Source organism: Schleiferilactobacillus shenzhenensis LY-73, assembly GCF_000469325.1.
Lineage (GTDB): Bacteria > Bacillota > Bacilli > Lactobacillales > Lactobacillaceae > Schleiferilactobacillus > Schleiferilactobacillus shenzhenensis.
This window is the reverse complement of the sequence record NZ_KI271607.1, coordinates 20,884-37,005: the sequence shown is the minus strand read 5'-3', so window position 1 is coordinate 37,005 and position 16,122 is coordinate 20,884. Positions and strand designations below refer to the sequence as shown.

The following is a 16,122-nucleotide window of genomic DNA, read 5'->3' as shown; positions in this document are numbered from 1 at the left end:
TAGGTTTTACCCTTGCCCCGCCTTATGCCCTAGCTTCTGGGCCGCGGAGCCCGTTTACGCAGCTCGGGGAAAGTCCCGCACTTGGGTTTTTACGTTACGGTCCTTAGACTGTGGTGGCCTGCTCGGCGGAGCCCGTTTAGAGGGCGGAGCCGAGCGGGAGAAGCGTAGGGCTAAGGGCGAAGGCGGGGAAAACCCGGTCTTAGGTTTTACCCGACTTTGCCCTTAGCCCCTAGCTTCTGCTCGGCGGAGCTCGTTTAGGAGCGGCAACAGGTCCTCAGACCATGGCGGCCTGCCCGCCAGAACTCCTCTGGGCGGTCGAGCGCCCCTCTAACACCGCAGACTACTGGTTATTTCCCCGCCGTCACAGCATCCTTCACCGCCGCCAACGCAGCCGGGATTTTCTCCGGCTGCTTACCGCCAGCCTGGGCCATATCGGGCCGGCCGCCGCCACCGCCACCAACGATGGGTGCGATGGCTTTGATCAGGTTGCCGGCTTTGATGCCTTGGCCTTGGGCTTTCTTATTCGCGGCTGCGATGAGGTTGGCCTTGCCGTTGGCTTCAGTGGCCAGAACCAGCACGTCAGACGCATCCTTACTCTTCCACTGGTCGACCATCTGGCGCAGGGCATTCATGCCGTCAACGTTGACCTGGGCGGTAATCACTTGTAGGCCATTGATGTCTGTGGCGTGGTCGAAGACGGAATTGGCTTGGGCCGCTGCCATCTTTGCTTGCAGACCGGCGAGCTCTTTCTCACTGCTCTTGAGGTCTTGCTGCATCTGGCTGACCCGTTCCGGTGTGTCTTGGATCTGGTTGGCCTTGACGATGCCGGCCGTCTCGTGAAGCAGGTGCAGCTGCTTGTCCAGATACGCCACAGCAGCTTGGGAGGTAACGGCTTCAATGCGCCGCACACCGGCACCAATGGCGGACTCCGAGGTGATCTTGAACAGGCCTAGTTCGGCCGTATTCTTCACGTGGGTGCCACCGCACAGTTCGATGGACCAGTCGCCGATGTTCACGACCCGCACCCGGTCACCGTACTTGTCGGTGAACAATGCGATCGCCCCCATCTTCTGGGCAGTCTCGAGGTCGGTCTCCGTGGTCTTCACGGGAATCTCAGCAAAAATCTTGCTATTAACGATATCTTCCAGCTTCTGTAATTCTTTCGGTGTCACTTGTCCTTGGTGGTTGAAGTCGAAGCGCAGATAATCGGGTTCGACTAAGGAACCCGCCTGGTGTGTGTGCCCGCCGAGGACTTCGCGCAGGGCTTGGTCCAGCAAATGGGTGGCCGTGTGGTTCTTGCGCACGGCCAGGCGGAAGCTGCGGTCGACCTTCAAGGTGTAGGTCTGATGAGCCTGCAGATTGCCGACCACATCCACAAAGTGCAGATTCTGGCCATTCGGTGCGTGCTGGACATCAGTGACTTTGGCGACGACATTTCCAGCACGATCCTCAATCGTCCCTTTATCCGCGACTTGGCCGCCCATTTCAGCATAGAACGGCGTCTTGTCGAACAATAATTCGGCCTGGCCGCTGGTGACCGCATCGACTTCCTTGTCGACTTGCTGGTCGCCCTGGGTCGTCTTCACGATCAAGTGCGTCAGTTTCGCCCCAGTGGTGGTCAACTCATCGTAACCAGTGAATTGGCTTTCTTCCTTAATGTCCATTAAGAGCTTATTTTGTGACCCCATCGAGTTAACATCCTTGCGGGCAGCGCGAGCACGGTCTTTCTGCTCCTGCATCGCGGCCTTGAAACCGGCGACGTCGACTTGGAGACCTTCATCGGCCGCGGACTCCACGGTCAGCTCTAGCGGGAAGCCGTAAGTATCGAACAACTTGAAGGCATCGCTGCCCGGGAATGTCTTCTCCCCAGCTTTCTTCAAGTCGGCAATACGACCGTCCAGAATGTCCAAGCCATCGTTCAAGGTGGCCTGGAATCTTTCTTCCTCGCCCTTGATGATGTGAGAAATGAAGTCCTTCTGGGCCAGCGGTTCCGGGTAATAGCTCTTCATGATCTCGCCGACGACCGGCACTAGATCAAACAGGAAGGGCTTGTCGATGCCCAGCTTCTTGCCATTCAGCACGGCTCGACGAATCAGCCGGCGAAGCACGTAGCCCCGGCCTTCATTGGACGGCAGTGCCCCATCACCGATGGCGAAGGTGACGGCCCGGGCGTGGTCGGCAATGATCTTGAAGCTGACGTCGTCCTTCTTGTTCACCCCGTACTTCTTGCCGCTCAGCTTCTCGGCTTCGCGGATCATCGGCAGGAACAAGTCGGTCTCGAAGTTCGTTGGGGCGTCTTGGAAAATCGACAGCACCCGCTCCAGGCCCATCCCGGTATCAATGTTCTTGTGGGGCTGCTCCACGTAACGGCCGTCGGGCAGGTGATTGAATTCAGAAAAGACAATGTTCCAAATCTCTAAGTAGCGTTCGTTCTCGCCGCCAGGATAATTCTCAGGGTCGTCTTCCGCCACGTTGTTGTACTTTTGACCGCGGTCATAGAAGATCTCGGAGTCCGGGCCGCTAGGGCCGCCGCCGATATCCCAGAAGTTGTCTTCGGCCAGAACGATATGGTCTTTCTTCACCCCGACGTCTTGCCACAGTTGATACGTCTCCGTGTCCTTGGGGTAGACGGTCATGTACAGACGCTCGGGATCGAAGCCGAACCACTTGGGGTCCGTCAGCAGTTCCCAGGCCCAGGGGATGACTTCTTTCTTGAAGTAATCACCGACAGAAAAGTTCCCGAGCATCTCGAAGAAGGTCTGGTGCCGGGCGGTCTTGCCCACGTTCTCAATATCGTTGGTGCGGATACTCTTCTGGGCGTTGGTGATGCGCGGATTCTTGGGAATAACGGTGCCGTCGAAGTACTTCTTCAACGTGGCGACCCCAGAGTTGATCCAGAGCAACGTGGGATCATCCTTGGGGATCAGGGATGCGGAAGGTTCCACATCGTGGCCCTTTGATTTCCAGAAATCCAGGAACGTTTGGCGCAGTTGGGCACTGCTCATTTCTTTCATATCGTCTGCCTCTTTCTTCCATCACGGTAAAAAAACATCATCGCATTCAAGGGCGCTTACACGCGGTACCACCTTGATTGCAATGATGTTCGTCATTACCACTTTATATTGATTAAATTGTAATCGTTAGTCCATTGGGTAGCACAGCCTGGGGTACCGCACTCCTTGCACTGACCGGAGCTTCTCTGAAGCGGTACGGGGCGGGCTGCATGTCCCGAACAAAAACGAGTATAGCACGGGGGGTGTTCAGGCGCAAACGGTGGGCGCCCGCCGGCAATCTGGGGCCTCCGGCCCCAGCTTGCCTACACAGATAGTCGTGTTATACACTCAACTGTCACTTATGCCGTGGCCTTGGCGCCTTGCAGTGCCCGGACGTCTTGGGCTTCTTCGAACTTGTCTGTAATGATGGCGACGACTTTGGGGGCGTTGAACAGTGCCCGCATTTGCCAGGGATCATTCACGGTCCAAATGCGCTCGGGGAGTGCGCTGGGGGTGTCGGTCTTTTCCAGGTGAAGCGCCGAGACGATATTCTTCACGGGAGCCACCTTTTCGGGAGTGCCTTCTGTTGCCAGCAGGGCCACGGGCTGTTGCGGGGCAATGGCGTGGAGGGCGACCAGACTGTCGGGATTAAAGGATGAATACACGACTTCATCTGTCCGGCCGGCATTGGCGACGATGCGCTGGGTCTCAGCTTCAATTCCGGGGTAACGGACCTTCCCGGTCTTGAATTCGATGTTGATCTGGCCGTGCCAGCCGTCCAGGGCATCCAGGAACTGGGCCAGGGTCGGGATCGGCTCACCGTTGGCTTGGTGGAATGACTGCAGCTCCGCTAAGGTCATATCTTTGACATAGCCGGTGCCATCTGTTGTCCGGTCGATCGTCTCATCGTGGATGATCACCAGGTGGCCATCCCGTGTCCGCTGGACATCGGTCTCGATACCATCGATGTGGTGCGCACAAACATACCGAAATCCTTCCAGACTGTTCTCTGCGAAACGCGCGGGATACCCGCGGTGACCGAAGATCAAAGTTTGCATAAGTAAGTTAACTCCTTGGTTTGGCCGGTGAGAAACCCCAGCTGAATTCAAAGAGAACGATACTCCTTTTTCGTCACGATGACGACCAGATTTTGTCAAAAGTTCGTAAATATTCTGGACAAGCGGCCAATTGACACATTATTTGCCGCCAATCTGGGAATCCGAAGTCACCGAGGGCCCGGCTTAAATGTTGTCGTCCTCAAACGACACCCGAATCACCTGGTGGTACACCTGCTGGGGCAGCGGCATGTCGCCTAACCCTGGCAGCCGCCCGCTGTCGTAAAAGGCAGAAAACGGCAGCTGGACCTCAACATTCTTGCGCCCGCCGGACACCGGCCAGCCGCCTCGCCAAGTCAACGGATCAGTCGTCATTTCGGCGGTGTATTGGCGGGCACTGAAGCGGATACCGAACCGGTTCGGCAGTACCGGGGGCAGCTGGTCCAAGGTCTTGTTGCCCCAGGGAAACAGCGTCGGCTCGCCACCGCTGACCACGTACTCGTATTCGTCCGGCGACAGCACGGAGAATCCCTGCTTCGCCAGCTCGCGAGTCAAAGCCATTGGCGGTAAAGGTTGGGCAATGCGCAGCTGATACTCATCGAGCACGACGGTGGGCACGAAATACACGCTCATCTCGGGTGTATTGATTGCCCGCGGTGCATGGCGCAGTTCGTTGCCCACCGCTTGGCGGACTTTCTTGAAGGCGACCACGTCGCCGGAAAAGTCGTCCGTGCCCGGTGAATACAGACCAATGCTGCGCTGGCCCACCGGCAGGGGCTGCTGGGCGACCAGCAACGGATGGATGGGCACGGTCCGCGGCGGCGTGGTGAAGTCCATTAAGTAGCGTTCCCGCTGCTGGTTGGTGGTCAGCGGCCGCTCCGGCAAGTCCGGGTGTTCCAAGACGACAGCCTGGTCATCCCATAGCTGCGGCAGCCGGACCTCCTGGCCGGTGACCTGGTAGCCCAGCTGGGCCTCGCTCTGCCCGGGGACAAAGATGTACCGCTGACCGGCAATCATCACCGTTTGCGACGCGATGCTCTGACCGTGCACGGTGAAGCGCACGGGCGTGATCTCCGTCGTCGGCAAAAGCGGATTCACAAAGTACCGCAAAATCTGGGTGAACAGCAAATGCTGCTCTTCACCCGTTAATTTTTCCCAATCCGGCCGGTTCAACTGCTGAGGATTCATTTCCGCCGCTGCTCCCTTCTGGCAATCTTCCGCTTGCGCCGGGCATCGACCTTGATCGCTTTACGGATCTTGTTCTTGTATCCCGGCTTGCGTTTCTTCTTCTCTTTGGCCACCATCCCTTTGATGCTCGGGTCGATGTCCTGACCGCCGCCCTGTCGCTGTTCCCGCCGGTTGCGGTCGTAGGAATCCACTAACTCACCATGTTTCAAATCCATGGGAATGAACTTGATGCCCATGCCCTCGATTTGGGCAACGACATGTTCCTGTTCCGGGTCATACAAGGAGACAGCCAGGCCGGCCACTCCATTTCTGCCCGTCCGCCCCACTCGGTGAATGAAGAACTCCGGGTCCTTGGGGAAGTCGTCGTTGATTACTAAGGAAACCCCGGGCACATCGATGCCCCGGGCGGCCAAGTCGGTGGCGACCACGTATTGGTACTGCAAGTCGCGGACTTCCTTCATCGTCCGCCGCCGTTCCCGGGCGGGAATGTCCCCGTGAATCTTGGCGACCTTGAGCCCCTGCTTCTGCAGGTAATCATACAGCTCGTCCACCCGTTCCTTGGTGTTGGCGAAGACCAGCGCTAAGAAAGGCTGACCGATATGCAGCAGGGTATCAATGATCTTATTGTGGTCCCGCCCCTTGGTGGCCAGCAGAACGTTCTTGATGGTCGGCGCAATCACCGACTTGGGGGCCACCCGGACCAGCTCAGGGCTGTGCATGTATTTGCGCAGGAAGGGCTGCAGCTTGTCTGGAATCGTCGCTGAGAAAACCATCATCTGCAACTTGCTGGGCATCGCCGAGGCGATGTTGTCCACGTCTTTGAGAAAGCCCATGTCCAGAGACATGTCCGCTTCGTCCACCACAAAGTAGCGGGTCGTCTGCACCTGGAGTACGTGGCTGGTGACCATATCCGCCAACCGGCCGGGCGTGCCGATGATCAGCTGGGGCTGCTGGTGCTCGATCTTATCCACCAGCCGTTCCTTGTCGGTACCGCCCACGGCCAGCAGAATCCGGGTCTGAGGGTCTTGGCGGCTGACCAGCTGCTCGGCAGCGTCCCGTAACTGCTCCGCCAGCTCCCGACTGGGCGCCGTGATCACCGCCTGGACGGTATGGTCGCTGGTATCGATCCCTGCCAGAATGGGTAGTAGGAAGGCATGGGTCTTGCCGCTGCCGGTCTCGGCCTGGCCGATCACGTCTTGACCCGCCATGATCGGCGGCAGCAAGGCTTCCTGGGCGTCGGTGGGCGTCGTGAAGTGGATCGCCGCTAAGGCTTGGTTCAGAAAATCAGGAAAATTGTACTGAGCGAATGTGCTCATGAAATGAAAACTCCTCTCGGCCCGCAGGCCGTCTGTCTACTTGTGCCAGTTCGCAACGACCTGCTGCAACTGGGCGACCATGGCGTCGATCTCGGCCTGGTCTTTCGCTTTGGCACCGCTGGCCAGCGGATGGCCGCCGCCATTGTGCGCTTTGGCCAACTCGTTAATGACCGGCCCCTTGGAGCGCAAGTGGACCCGGTACGGTGCACCGGGATTCTCGACGAATTCCAGCCAGGCTTGAACGTCCCGCAAGCGGCCCGGGGTCGAGACGGCGGCTGAGGCGTCGTCGGCACTAATGCCCAGTTCCTTCAACGCTGCCGCCGGAATGACTACCCAGGCCGCCCCGTTGGCGTCCACCTGCAAGTGGTTGAAGACGTAACTTTGCAGTTTGGCTTGGCCCAGCGAAATCTCGTTCATGTGCTGGGACACATCAGACGCGGAGAAATCATAGGTGACCAGTTCGCTGGCGGCCTGGAAGGTCTTGCTGGTGGTCGCCGGGTACAAGAAGCGGCCGGTATCACCGACAATACCGGCGTACAGCAGCCGAGCGGCGCGACCGTTCAACTTCAATCGGCCGTGGCCCGCGTGGAAGAGGTCGACGATGATCTCGGCGCAGCTGGAGGCGGCCGTATCCACGTAAACTTGGTCGCCGTACGGGTCGTCATTGGGGTGATGGTCGATCTTGATCAAGGCCTTGCCGGTATTAAACCGGGCATCGCAGATTCGGGGAGTATCCGCCGTATCGGTCACGATGACTAACGCGTTGGTGTACACATCGTCCGCTACCGTATCCATGGCGTTGAGCCATTCGAGGTTGCCGATGTCGGCCCCCACGGCATAGACCTTTTTCCCCGGAAAGGATGCCTTGAGCATTTCTGCCAGGCCGCCCTGGGAACCGATCGCATCCGGATCCGGATGCTGGTGCCGATGGATGATGATGGTATCGTATTGTTCAATGGTCTTAATGATCTCACTCAATGATGCATTGTTCTCAGCCACTTATTCTTCCTCCAATATCTGACAAACGACGAAGGCCTTGGCGCTCAACACGTGCTCCGCCGTCACGGTAATCTCCAGCTTGGCGGACCGCCGGCCCAGGTCCAAGAGTTCTGGGACGATCTGGACCCGGTGTTCCAGCTGGATCAATTTCAAGTAATTCACGGTAATCTGCTCAATGAGAGAGCGTTTCTGGTAATTATGTTTCAAGAAATCCTGGGCGACATCGGTGATCATCTCCGATAACACACCCACGGCAATGGTCCCCAGGGCGTTGGTCATCTGGGGCGTCACCAGCGTCTGCCAGCGTTTCTCACCCTCGTTGGCCCGCAGGCTCCCATGAATGACGTCGAAGAAGGTGTTGGCCCCCTCGCTCTGGTGCCCCGGCGCCGGCAAATTACGCATCACGTCGGTTCGAGTGACGATGCCCAGCAGCCGGAACTCCGCGTCCACCACGGGAATCAGCTCAATACTGTTCCAGGCCATCAGGTGAGAGACGGAAGCGACACTCATTTCCTTTCTCACCGTCACCGGGTTCTTGGTCATCACCCGGTCCAGGGTGGCCTCGGCGGACGCACTGAGGACGTCCTTGGCGGTGATCACCCCGACCACCCGCATGTCCCGGGCAACGACCGGGAAGCGAGAATGCTTGACGGCTCGGGCGAGCTGACGGTAGCGGGCAACGGTCTCGTCCTGGCGCAGGTAAGCGGTCTCGCCGATGGGCACATAAGCGTCAGCCACCGTGACGATCTCCTTCTTGATCTGCTGGTCAGAAATGGCCCGGTTGATCATCGTCGCCACGGTGAAACTGTCGTAGTTGGACCCCAGCAGGGGCAAGGCGGCATCGTTGGCTGCCTTGACGACGGCCGCGCTGGCGGTGAAGCCGCCGGTGATCAGGACGCCAGCACCGTTGCGCAGCGCCATCAGCTGGGCGTCTTCCCGGTTGCCGACGATGAGCATGGCGCCCGCCGTGATGTATTCCTGCATGGCGTCGGTGGTCATCGCCCCAATGACGAAACGGTCCAGGCGATGATCCAAGCCGTCTTCCCCGCCGAACAGTGTGCCGTCGATGATGTGCAGAATATCGCCGAACGTCAGGTTCTTGATGTCCCCGCGCATGGTCTTCTCCACGCGAATAGTGCCGACCCGGGGCACCGTCGCCACCAGCCCGTCGGTCTCCGCCGACTTGATCGCCCGGTAAGCCGTCCCTTCCGAGACACCCATCTGGCGGGCGACACTGCGGACAGAAATCTTCTGGCCGATGTCCGTGTCGGCGATATATTGAATGATTTTTTCGTGTTTCGTTGCCACGGTGTGCACCCCATTTACTTCTGTCGATAGTATATCACAGCGGTTCCCCGAACAAGGGCAGCGTCAGGTTCTCCATCGTCACCGGGACCAGGCCGGAGACGGTCACCCCCAGCAGGCGGATACCTTGAGCCAGCATCCCGGTCCCGTAAGCTTCCCACAAACGCAGCGCTTCGGTGGTAATCCGCTGGGCGTCCTGCGTCGGCTCGGCCAAGGTCACCCGTTTGGTCTCCGTGACGAAGTCGCCGTCCCGCATCTTCAAGGTGATGGTGCTGCCCTTGCGCTGCTTGCTTTGCAACAGCTCCGCCACTTCCGCGGCCAGCGCACTGATTCGGCGGGTGCAGGCTTCATCGGATTGCAGAAAGGGCGCGAAGGTCCGCTCCTTGCCGATGGACTTGCGTTCCCGGGCGTACGCCACCGGGCGGTCATCCACGCCCCGCACTCGGCGGTAAAGCATGTAGCCGAACTTGCCGAAGGCGTCGGTCAGCTGGGTAAGAGACAGCGCCCGCAGCTGCTCGCCCGTGGTGATGCCCATGGCCAGCAGCTTGGGGGCGGTTTTCTCCCCCACACCTTGGAACTTGCGGATCGGCAGCCGGTCCAGGAAGAGCGGCGCGGCTTCCGGGGTGATGATCGTCCGACCGAAGGGCTTATTGTAGTCTGAAGCCAGCTTGGCCAGATACTTATTGTAAGAAATACCCACGGAGGAGGTCAGCCGGGTCTCCTGGCGGATACTGCGCTGAAGGTAGGCGGCGGCTCTGACTGCCTGGGGCCAATCCGGAAAACGGCGGGTGACATCCATATACGCTTCGTCCAGCGCCACGGGCTCAATGAACTCCGTGACCCGGTGCATGATACCGTGGATCTGGTCCGAGACCGCCCGGTACAGCGTGAAGTTCGGCGGCTGCCAAATCACCGGTTCACCGGCCAAGAGTTGAGCGGCTTGGTTGGCCGGCATCGCCGAATGCACCCCGAATTGGCGGGCCACATAGTTGGCCGTGGTCACCACCCCTTTACCCCGCGTTTCCCGCGGGTCCCGGGCAATGACCAGCGGCCGGCCAACGAACTCCGGATGTTCCCGCTCTTCGACGGACGCATAGAAGGCGTCCATGTCCAGGTGAATGATCCGGCGTTCGTCATGGCGAATGATTGGTAACCGACCGAGCATGGCCGCTGCCCCCTTTCTGCCTATCGTGCATGAAGAAAAACGCGGGGCGGCTCACTATTGAGTCGGCTCCGCGCCACACTGTTAATCCGCTGCCGGTCCTTGCCAGACCCACTGGCGGTTATCCCGAGCCAGCAATTCGTCGGCTTCCCGCGGACCCATGGTGCCGCTGTTGTAAAACGCCAATCCGTCCGCGCCGTCGTTATCCCAGACGGTGCGAATGGCATCGATGAAGTGCCAACTCGCCGCCAGCTCCTGCCAGTGGGTGAAGGTCAGTTTGTTGCCTTCCAAAATGTTGAGCATCAGCCGCTGGTATGCTTCGGGCGCCTTGGCCAGTTCGTCTTGGTCGAGGGCGTGGTCCAAAGTGAAGGGACTGACCGCGTCGCTGACACCGATGGCCTTGCCGTTCAAGGTCAGGTGCATCCCTGTCTCCGGTTCGATAATCAAGGTCAGCACATCGCTGCCGACGCTGGTGTCCCCGGCTGTCGGCAGAATGTTGTTCTCTGTCGGCTTGAAGACGATATCGATGCGCGACTGCTTCTCAGCCAGCTTCTTACCGGTACGCAGGTAAATCGGCACCCCCTGCCAGCGGTCGTTGGCAATGTCCACCCGGCCGGCGACGTACGTCTCCACGGTGGAATCGGAGGCAATGTTATCCTCTTCCCGGTACGACAGGCCAACGTTGTCGCCGCCGACATATTGGCCGCGGACAAAATTAGCATGGACCTGGGCCGGCGTGTACGGCTTGATGTCCGCCAGCACCGCCCGCTTCGCGGCATGGATCGACGGGGCATCGTACTTGACCGGCTTCTCCATCGTCAACATGGCAATGATCTGGAAGATATGGTTCTGGACCATGTCCCGCAGTGCCCCGGCCGTCTCGTAATACCCAGCGCGTTCTTCCACGCCGATGTCCTCGGCCAGGGTGATCTGGATATTATCGATGAAGTCCTTGGACCAAACGTGTTCGAACAACGGGTTGGCAAACCGCAGAGGCATGATGTCCTGGACCATTTCCTTGCCTAAGTAATGATCGATGCGGTAGATCTGGTTCTCGGTGAACGCCTGGGAAATATCGTCGTTGAGCTGTTTCGCCGACGCAAAGTCTCGACCGAAGGGTTTCTCCACGATCAAGCGATTGAAGCCCTTGTCCGACAACAGCTTCTCGGACTTCACGTGCTCGGCAATGGTGGCGAAGAAACGCGGCGCCATCGCCATGTAGAAGACCCGGTTGCCGTCCAGGGCATATTGCTGGTCCAGCTTGGCTGCCAAGTCGCGCAGCGTCACATAGTGGGCGGCATCCGTCACATCGTGGGACTGATAATAGAAATGATCTGCGAACTCCGCCTTCTGGTGGGCCGACCCGGGGGCGCCCACCAGCGACTGCTTGATCACGTCGTGGTAATGATCATCCGTCCACGGCCGCCGGGCGGTGCCGATCACCGCAAAGTGCTTGGCGAGCCGGCCCTGGTAATACAGGCCGTACAAAGCCGGGTACAGCTTGCGCTGGGCCAAGTCTCCGGAACCGCCGAAAATGATGAATAATGCCCTTTTCTCTGTCATGGTCAACCTCATTTCTTACTTAAACGTACAAATTAATATCGGCCTCGCGGTACCGTTGCTGAGCGCCCTCACTCTGATTATAATACATCCCGGTCACGTGGTCGGAGAGCCGCACGCTGAATTCCGGATCACTGGGCCGGTGGGCGACGGTGGTCAGAAAGCGGGGCACGTCGAAGTGCTGGCCGAAGACGATGGTGAAGGCCTCGGCCTGATTCACAGGGAGGTACAGATACACGCTGAGACTGCGCTGGGAATGGTGGACTGTGTTAATCGTGAAGCCCGCCTGCTTGATCCGCCGCTGCCACTGCAGGATCGGCCCGATGGCGGCCTGCATGTCCCGCAACTGGGCCTCGATGGCCCACAGCGTATGGATGGCATCGAAGATCTCGTCCGTGGGATAATCCCGCAGATAATCATGGAAGAAATTCGGTGCGGTGGCATGCTTCTTGTAATACCCCCGGCCTTGATTCTTGTCGATCAGCCGAGCCAGGGTGGTGAGCTGATCCTCCCGCTGCTGGGCGAGCCGAGCGAAGGCCGGGAACTCGTTGGCCCCCTCCTCGGCTAGGATCTCCTCCGTGCGGCCGTCGATCAGCTCTTGAAGGAAGTGCAGGTCCGCCAGCTGAGCGTGGGCGACATATTGCCGCATCCGGTCCGCTGGAATGATCTGCCCGATATGTTGGATCCGCCGGCGATGTCTAGCCATAGCGCATCACCTCTTTCACTCTATTCACTTACTATTGTATAGAGAACACGGGTTTGGCGCAAGTTACCGCTCTCCGGGTGCCTCCCGCAATGGCTTGATCTGCGGTGCGTGCTTCTTGAGAAACGTGCGCACTTCGTCTGCGCTGGCCAGGAGATGCAGCGTGGTGACGCGCACACTGCCGCCATAAAAAGTAATCGCCAGCGGTTTATCCGGCGTCTCCGTCAGCATGTAACCGGTGAGACCGCTGAAGGCGCGGGTAGCCAGCATCCCGTTGATCACCGCAAACTCCGTCAGCCCTTGACGCCACAGCGTCAGCAGGACAATCACCGCTGCGATAAAGAGGCCGCTAATGAGGTATTGCTGCCCGCCTTTCTGCCATACCGGCAAGATCAGCATGGCGGCGGCCACGACCCACAAGAGGATCGTGAACCACCAGCGCCTCTGCGCCTTGATCCGCAGTGCGCGCCGTTCAATGATCACGACCACAGCCAGCGCTAGGACGATGACAGCATACAGAATGGTCATGGTGGCTGCTCCTTTCTAAAAGAACCCCGAGACGCGGCGCAGGGCCGCTCGCAGGGTTCTGAACGATGGGACCGTTCGCCTACGCCAGATGAGCAACGCGGACGGTGTCCCGAGCAATCATCAATTCTTCGTTGGTCGGCACAAGCATCACCTTAACGCTGGAATCATCGGTGGAGATCAAGCGCTCCTTGGCCATCACATCGTTGCGCTCCGGGTCGATCTTGGCCCCCATGTAATTGAGCTTCTTGACGATGCGGTCACGCATCTTGATGTCGCCTTCGCCGATGCCGGCAGTGAAGACCAAGACATCCAGACCGCCCATGATGGCGGTGTAGGAACCGATGTACTTGATGATCCGGTTGACGAAGATGTCGATGGCCAGCTTGGATTGCGGCCGCGTATCGATGGTCTGCTCCAACTGACGCATGTCTGGGGAGAGTTCAGAAATGCCGTAGATCCCCGACTTCGTGTTGAGGATGTCGATCATCTGGTTCGGGTCCGTAATCTTCAGCTTGCCCATTAAGTAAGCGACCAGGGACGCATCAATGTCCCCGGAGCGGGTGGACATGGTGACACCGGCCAGCGGCGTGAAGCCCATGGACGTATCCAGAGACTTGCCGTCCTTGATGGCCGTGACAGAAACGCCGCTGCCCATGTGCAGGGTGATCATCTTCAAAGATTTCAAGTCAGCGTGCAGCAGTTCCGCTGCCCGGGCCGACACGTACCGGTGGCTCGTCCCGTGGGCACCGTACTTACGGGCACCATACTTGCGGTAATATTCCATGGGAATGCTGTACAGGTAGTTTTCTTTCGGCATTGTGGTGTGAAACGCCGTGTCAAAAACGCCGACCTGAGGCACGTTCGGCAAAATTTTGGCAAAGGCTTCAATACCGCCAGCTTCCGCCGGGTTGTGCAGCGGCGCAAAATCGGCCAGACCGCGAACCTTCTTAATGTTCTCGGGCGTCATCAGGGCAGATTCTGTGAACGTCTCCCCGCCAGCCACGATTCGGTGACCGATTCCCGCAATCTCGTCGAAGCTGCCGATGATCTTCCGGTCGATCAGCGTCGCCATTAATTTCTTGACCGCTTCTTCAGCGTTCTTGATGTCGCCGACCTCTTTGGTCTTCGACCCATTGAACTTGACTGTAAAGACGGAATCGCCCAGACCCATGCGGTCCAGCATTCCTTCTGCCAGTACGTGCTCCGCCGGCATGTCGTACAGCTTCCACTTGAGTGTGGAACTCCCTGTGTTTACCGCCAAAATTTTCATCGATGGATAACCTGCTTTCGTTAAAGACTGACTTTAGCATACGCCATTATCAGTCGTTGGGTTTTTATTTTGAATTCGTCTTGATATTTTCCTTGCGCCAATCCTGGACATGATGGAAGAATTCTGCGATGCCCCGGCGATCGGTCGGGTCCGGAATTCCCGCCAGCAGGATCTGCTTCGCCTGCTGGGCAGCGCCGCCGTGTTTTTGCAGAACGAGGATCGATTTCTCGACTTTCTCGTCCTGGAAAAGCTGTTTGGGCAGTTCCAGCAGTGCTTGGATATACGTCTGTTGCGCCATCCAGGCGGTTAAGCTGTGGGCTTCCTTGGTGTTGAAAATGGCCGTGGGCACGATGAAGAATCCGAAGCCCCCGTCCTTGACGTAGTGCATGCCCTGCTCAATGAAGAGGTGGTGGGCAAAGGAGTGGCCCGTGCTGGCGTGGGTGGCAAAGTCCTTCGCCACGTCATCCAGCGGATAGTAGCCCACCGGCGGCTCATTGACGACCAGATCGACGGCCGGCACCACCAGCGGCGCGATGCCGTCTTGGTGGAACCAGTCGACCGTCTCCCCCAGCTGGCGGGCGAAGGCATCGGCGATGGCGAGCAAGTCTTCGTTGTTGTCCACTCCGTACCCGTGCCGCTGTTCGTCTGTTGGCTTAGGCAGCTGCCGCATCACCGTCAGCAGCAGATTGCCCGTACCCACACTAGGGTCCAGGATGGTCGCGCTGGGGGCGCCGTGCAAAATGACATCCGCCGTAGTGGCCACTAGCGTACCAATGGCTTCTGGGGTAATCATCTGATTGGCGTCGGTCTTCGCGGCCCGCATGCCCTTGACGATGGCCAATTGAATGGCCGTTTGGGCGGCTGTCAGTCCGGCGGTTGCCTTCGCCTGACTGAACTGGGCGGCCAACGGTGTCAGCTTAGCCACCGTCCCCGGTGCCGGCGCCCCATTCTCCACGTGCACTTCATTGGCGTTCAGGTTCGCCAATTCTTCCGGCAGCGCTTCGAGATAGGATACCTTCAAATCATCACTCAGGGTCGTGATGGCCTCGTCCAACGGGGCAAAGACGTGTTGTACTGCATCTGTTTCAGCCACGGCGCTCTCCTTCCAAAAAACAAAAATACATGGATAATTGTATCATCATCCATGTATTTGACCAACCGGTATTTGTTTGTGAAACCCGCTACGGGCGGGAATGGAAACGGTATACGGACTAGTAGATGGTCGTTGGCGATTTAGATTGCTGGTGGTTGCTGGGGTGGAGCGTGATGTAGATACGATCTTGCTTGAGCTCCCATTCAGCGGATTGCCAATCATTGAAGCGCACAGTTCCGGTGGGTCGGCCCGCTTCAACTTCTTGCTTGGCGATAAGAAAGGCGCCTTGGAACTGTTGGTTCAGGATCAGCTCGTGCCAGGCTTGGACCCGGTTGGTGCCTTGGGCGACGGTCAGTGCCAACAGGCTAAGGAGCAGGGCTGCCAGAACGAGTGATGTCGGCAGGATGACCCCGCGCCGGCGCCGTGCCAGCAATTGGGAGATACGTTTCATAGGTGACTCCTTCCGGATTTCCGGGCGTTTTAGGATCGGGCAACTCGACTGTCAATTTGAGAGTCCGATCATTAATCAACGAAAACTTTCCAATGTATTTTAGTCCGGTGATGATTGGCACATGCCCTTCACCAAGGACCTGCGCTCTGACCATATATCGTTTTTCGGTCTTCGACCTGTAAAAATTAACCTCTCTGCTTGTGCCATCACCATCAGTAGCAAGCAACCTGACCAGCTCACCGTTCTGTTCAATTCCCACGAGCGTTTTACCATGTAAGTAATCTGCCAAATCCTGGCACCCGAGGAACCAGCCAAATCGATCGTCACCTAATCCTTGATTGTTCTTGTTACTGATGGCGTACTGAACACCAACGGAAACCAAACCCAAAAATGCCAGTACGATAAATAGACTCGCGACTGTTTCCAGAAAGGTAAAGCCGTCACGCTTCTTTTTTACCAGGACCATTGGTTGGTGCCCACCTTACTGTCTACATGTATC

14 protein-coding genes are annotated in these 16,122 nt (G+C 58.2%); all 14 read right to left on the bottom strand.

The annotated features are described in order from the left end of the window. Positions 1–347 precede the first annotated feature (347 nt). Positions 348–3,014, bottom strand: a complete 2,667-nt coding sequence (gene alaS / locus L248_RS13145; protein ID WP_022530747.1) for an alanine--tRNA ligase — start codon at positions 3,012–3,014, stop codon at positions 348–350. 338 nt (positions 3,015–3,352) lie between these two features. After that, complete coding sequence (locus L248_RS13140; protein ID WP_022530746.1) at positions 3,353–4,051, bottom strand: glycerophosphodiester phosphodiesterase; 699 nt, start codon at positions 4,049–4,051, stop codon at positions 3,353–3,355. A gap of 183 nt (positions 4,052–4,234) precedes the next feature. Further along, positions 4,235–5,236 (bottom strand): hypothetical protein, encoded by a 1,002-nt coding sequence (locus tag L248_RS13135; protein ID WP_022530744.1) that lies wholly within the window; start codon positions 5,234–5,236, stop codon positions 4,235–4,237. Next, positions 5,233–6,552, bottom strand: coding sequence for a DEAD/DEAH box helicase (locus L248_RS13130; RefSeq protein ID WP_022530743.1), 1,320 nt, complete (start codon positions 6,550–6,552; stop codon positions 5,233–5,235). Before L248_RS13130 ends, L248_RS13135 begins: the two co-directional genes overlap by 4 nt. 36 nt (positions 6,553–6,588) lie before the next feature. Beyond that, positions 6,589–7,551, bottom strand: a complete 963-nt coding sequence (locus tag L248_RS13125) for a DHH family phosphoesterase (protein ID WP_022530742.1) — start codon at positions 7,549–7,551, stop codon at positions 6,589–6,591. After that, a complete protein-coding gene (locus tag L248_RS13120) occupies positions 7,552–8,859 on the bottom strand; it encodes a DRTGG domain-containing protein (RefSeq protein ID WP_040536864.1) in 1,308 nt (435 codons plus the stop codon). A gap of 34 nt (positions 8,860–8,893) precedes the next feature. Further along, positions 8,894–10,021 carry a DNA polymerase IV gene (dinB, locus tag L248_RS13115; protein WP_022530740.1) on the bottom strand — a complete coding sequence of 376 codons (1,128 nt, stop codon included), beginning with the start codon at positions 10,019–10,021 and terminating at the stop codon, positions 8,894–8,896. A gap of 81 nt (positions 10,022–10,102) precedes the next feature. After that, positions 10,103–11,581 (bottom strand): glucose-6-phosphate dehydrogenase, encoded by a 1,479-nt coding sequence (zwf, locus tag L248_RS13110; protein ID WP_022530739.1) that lies wholly within the window; start codon positions 11,579–11,581, stop codon positions 10,103–10,105. Positions 11,582–11,600: 19 nt separating this feature from the next. Then, the gene (locus tag L248_RS13105) at positions 11,601–12,284 is read right to left on the bottom strand and encodes a hypothetical protein (protein WP_022530738.1); all 684 of its coding nucleotides are present in this window, start codon (positions 12,282–12,284) and stop codon (positions 11,601–11,603) included. A 63-nt stretch (positions 12,285–12,347) separates the two neighbouring features. Continuing rightward, complete coding sequence (locus L248_RS13100; RefSeq protein ID WP_022530737.1) at positions 12,348–12,809, bottom strand: hypothetical protein; 462 nt, start codon at positions 12,807–12,809, stop codon at positions 12,348–12,350. Between the two features lie 79 nt (positions 12,810–12,888). Continuing rightward, positions 12,889–14,079: an acetate/propionate family kinase gene (locus L248_RS13095; RefSeq protein ID WP_022530736.1), complete on the bottom strand. Its 1,191-nt coding sequence runs from the start codon at positions 14,077–14,079 to the stop codon at positions 12,889–12,891. Between the two features lie 64 nt (positions 14,080–14,143). Continuing rightward, positions 14,144–15,172, bottom strand: a complete 1,029-nt coding sequence (locus L248_RS13090) for a class I SAM-dependent methyltransferase (RefSeq protein ID WP_022530735.1) — start codon at positions 15,170–15,172, stop codon at positions 14,144–14,146. A 118-nt stretch (positions 15,173–15,290) separates the two neighbouring features. Beyond that, a complete protein-coding gene (locus L248_RS13085) occupies positions 15,291–15,623 on the bottom strand; it encodes a hypothetical protein (RefSeq protein ID WP_022530734.1) in 333 nt (110 codons plus the stop codon). After that, positions 15,538–16,089, bottom strand: coding sequence for a hypothetical protein (locus tag L248_RS13080; protein ID WP_040536859.1), 552 nt, complete (start codon positions 16,087–16,089; stop codon positions 15,538–15,540). The genes L248_RS13085 and L248_RS13080 overlap by 86 nt, the downstream gene beginning before the upstream one ends. Positions 16,090–16,122: the final 33 nt, after the last annotated feature.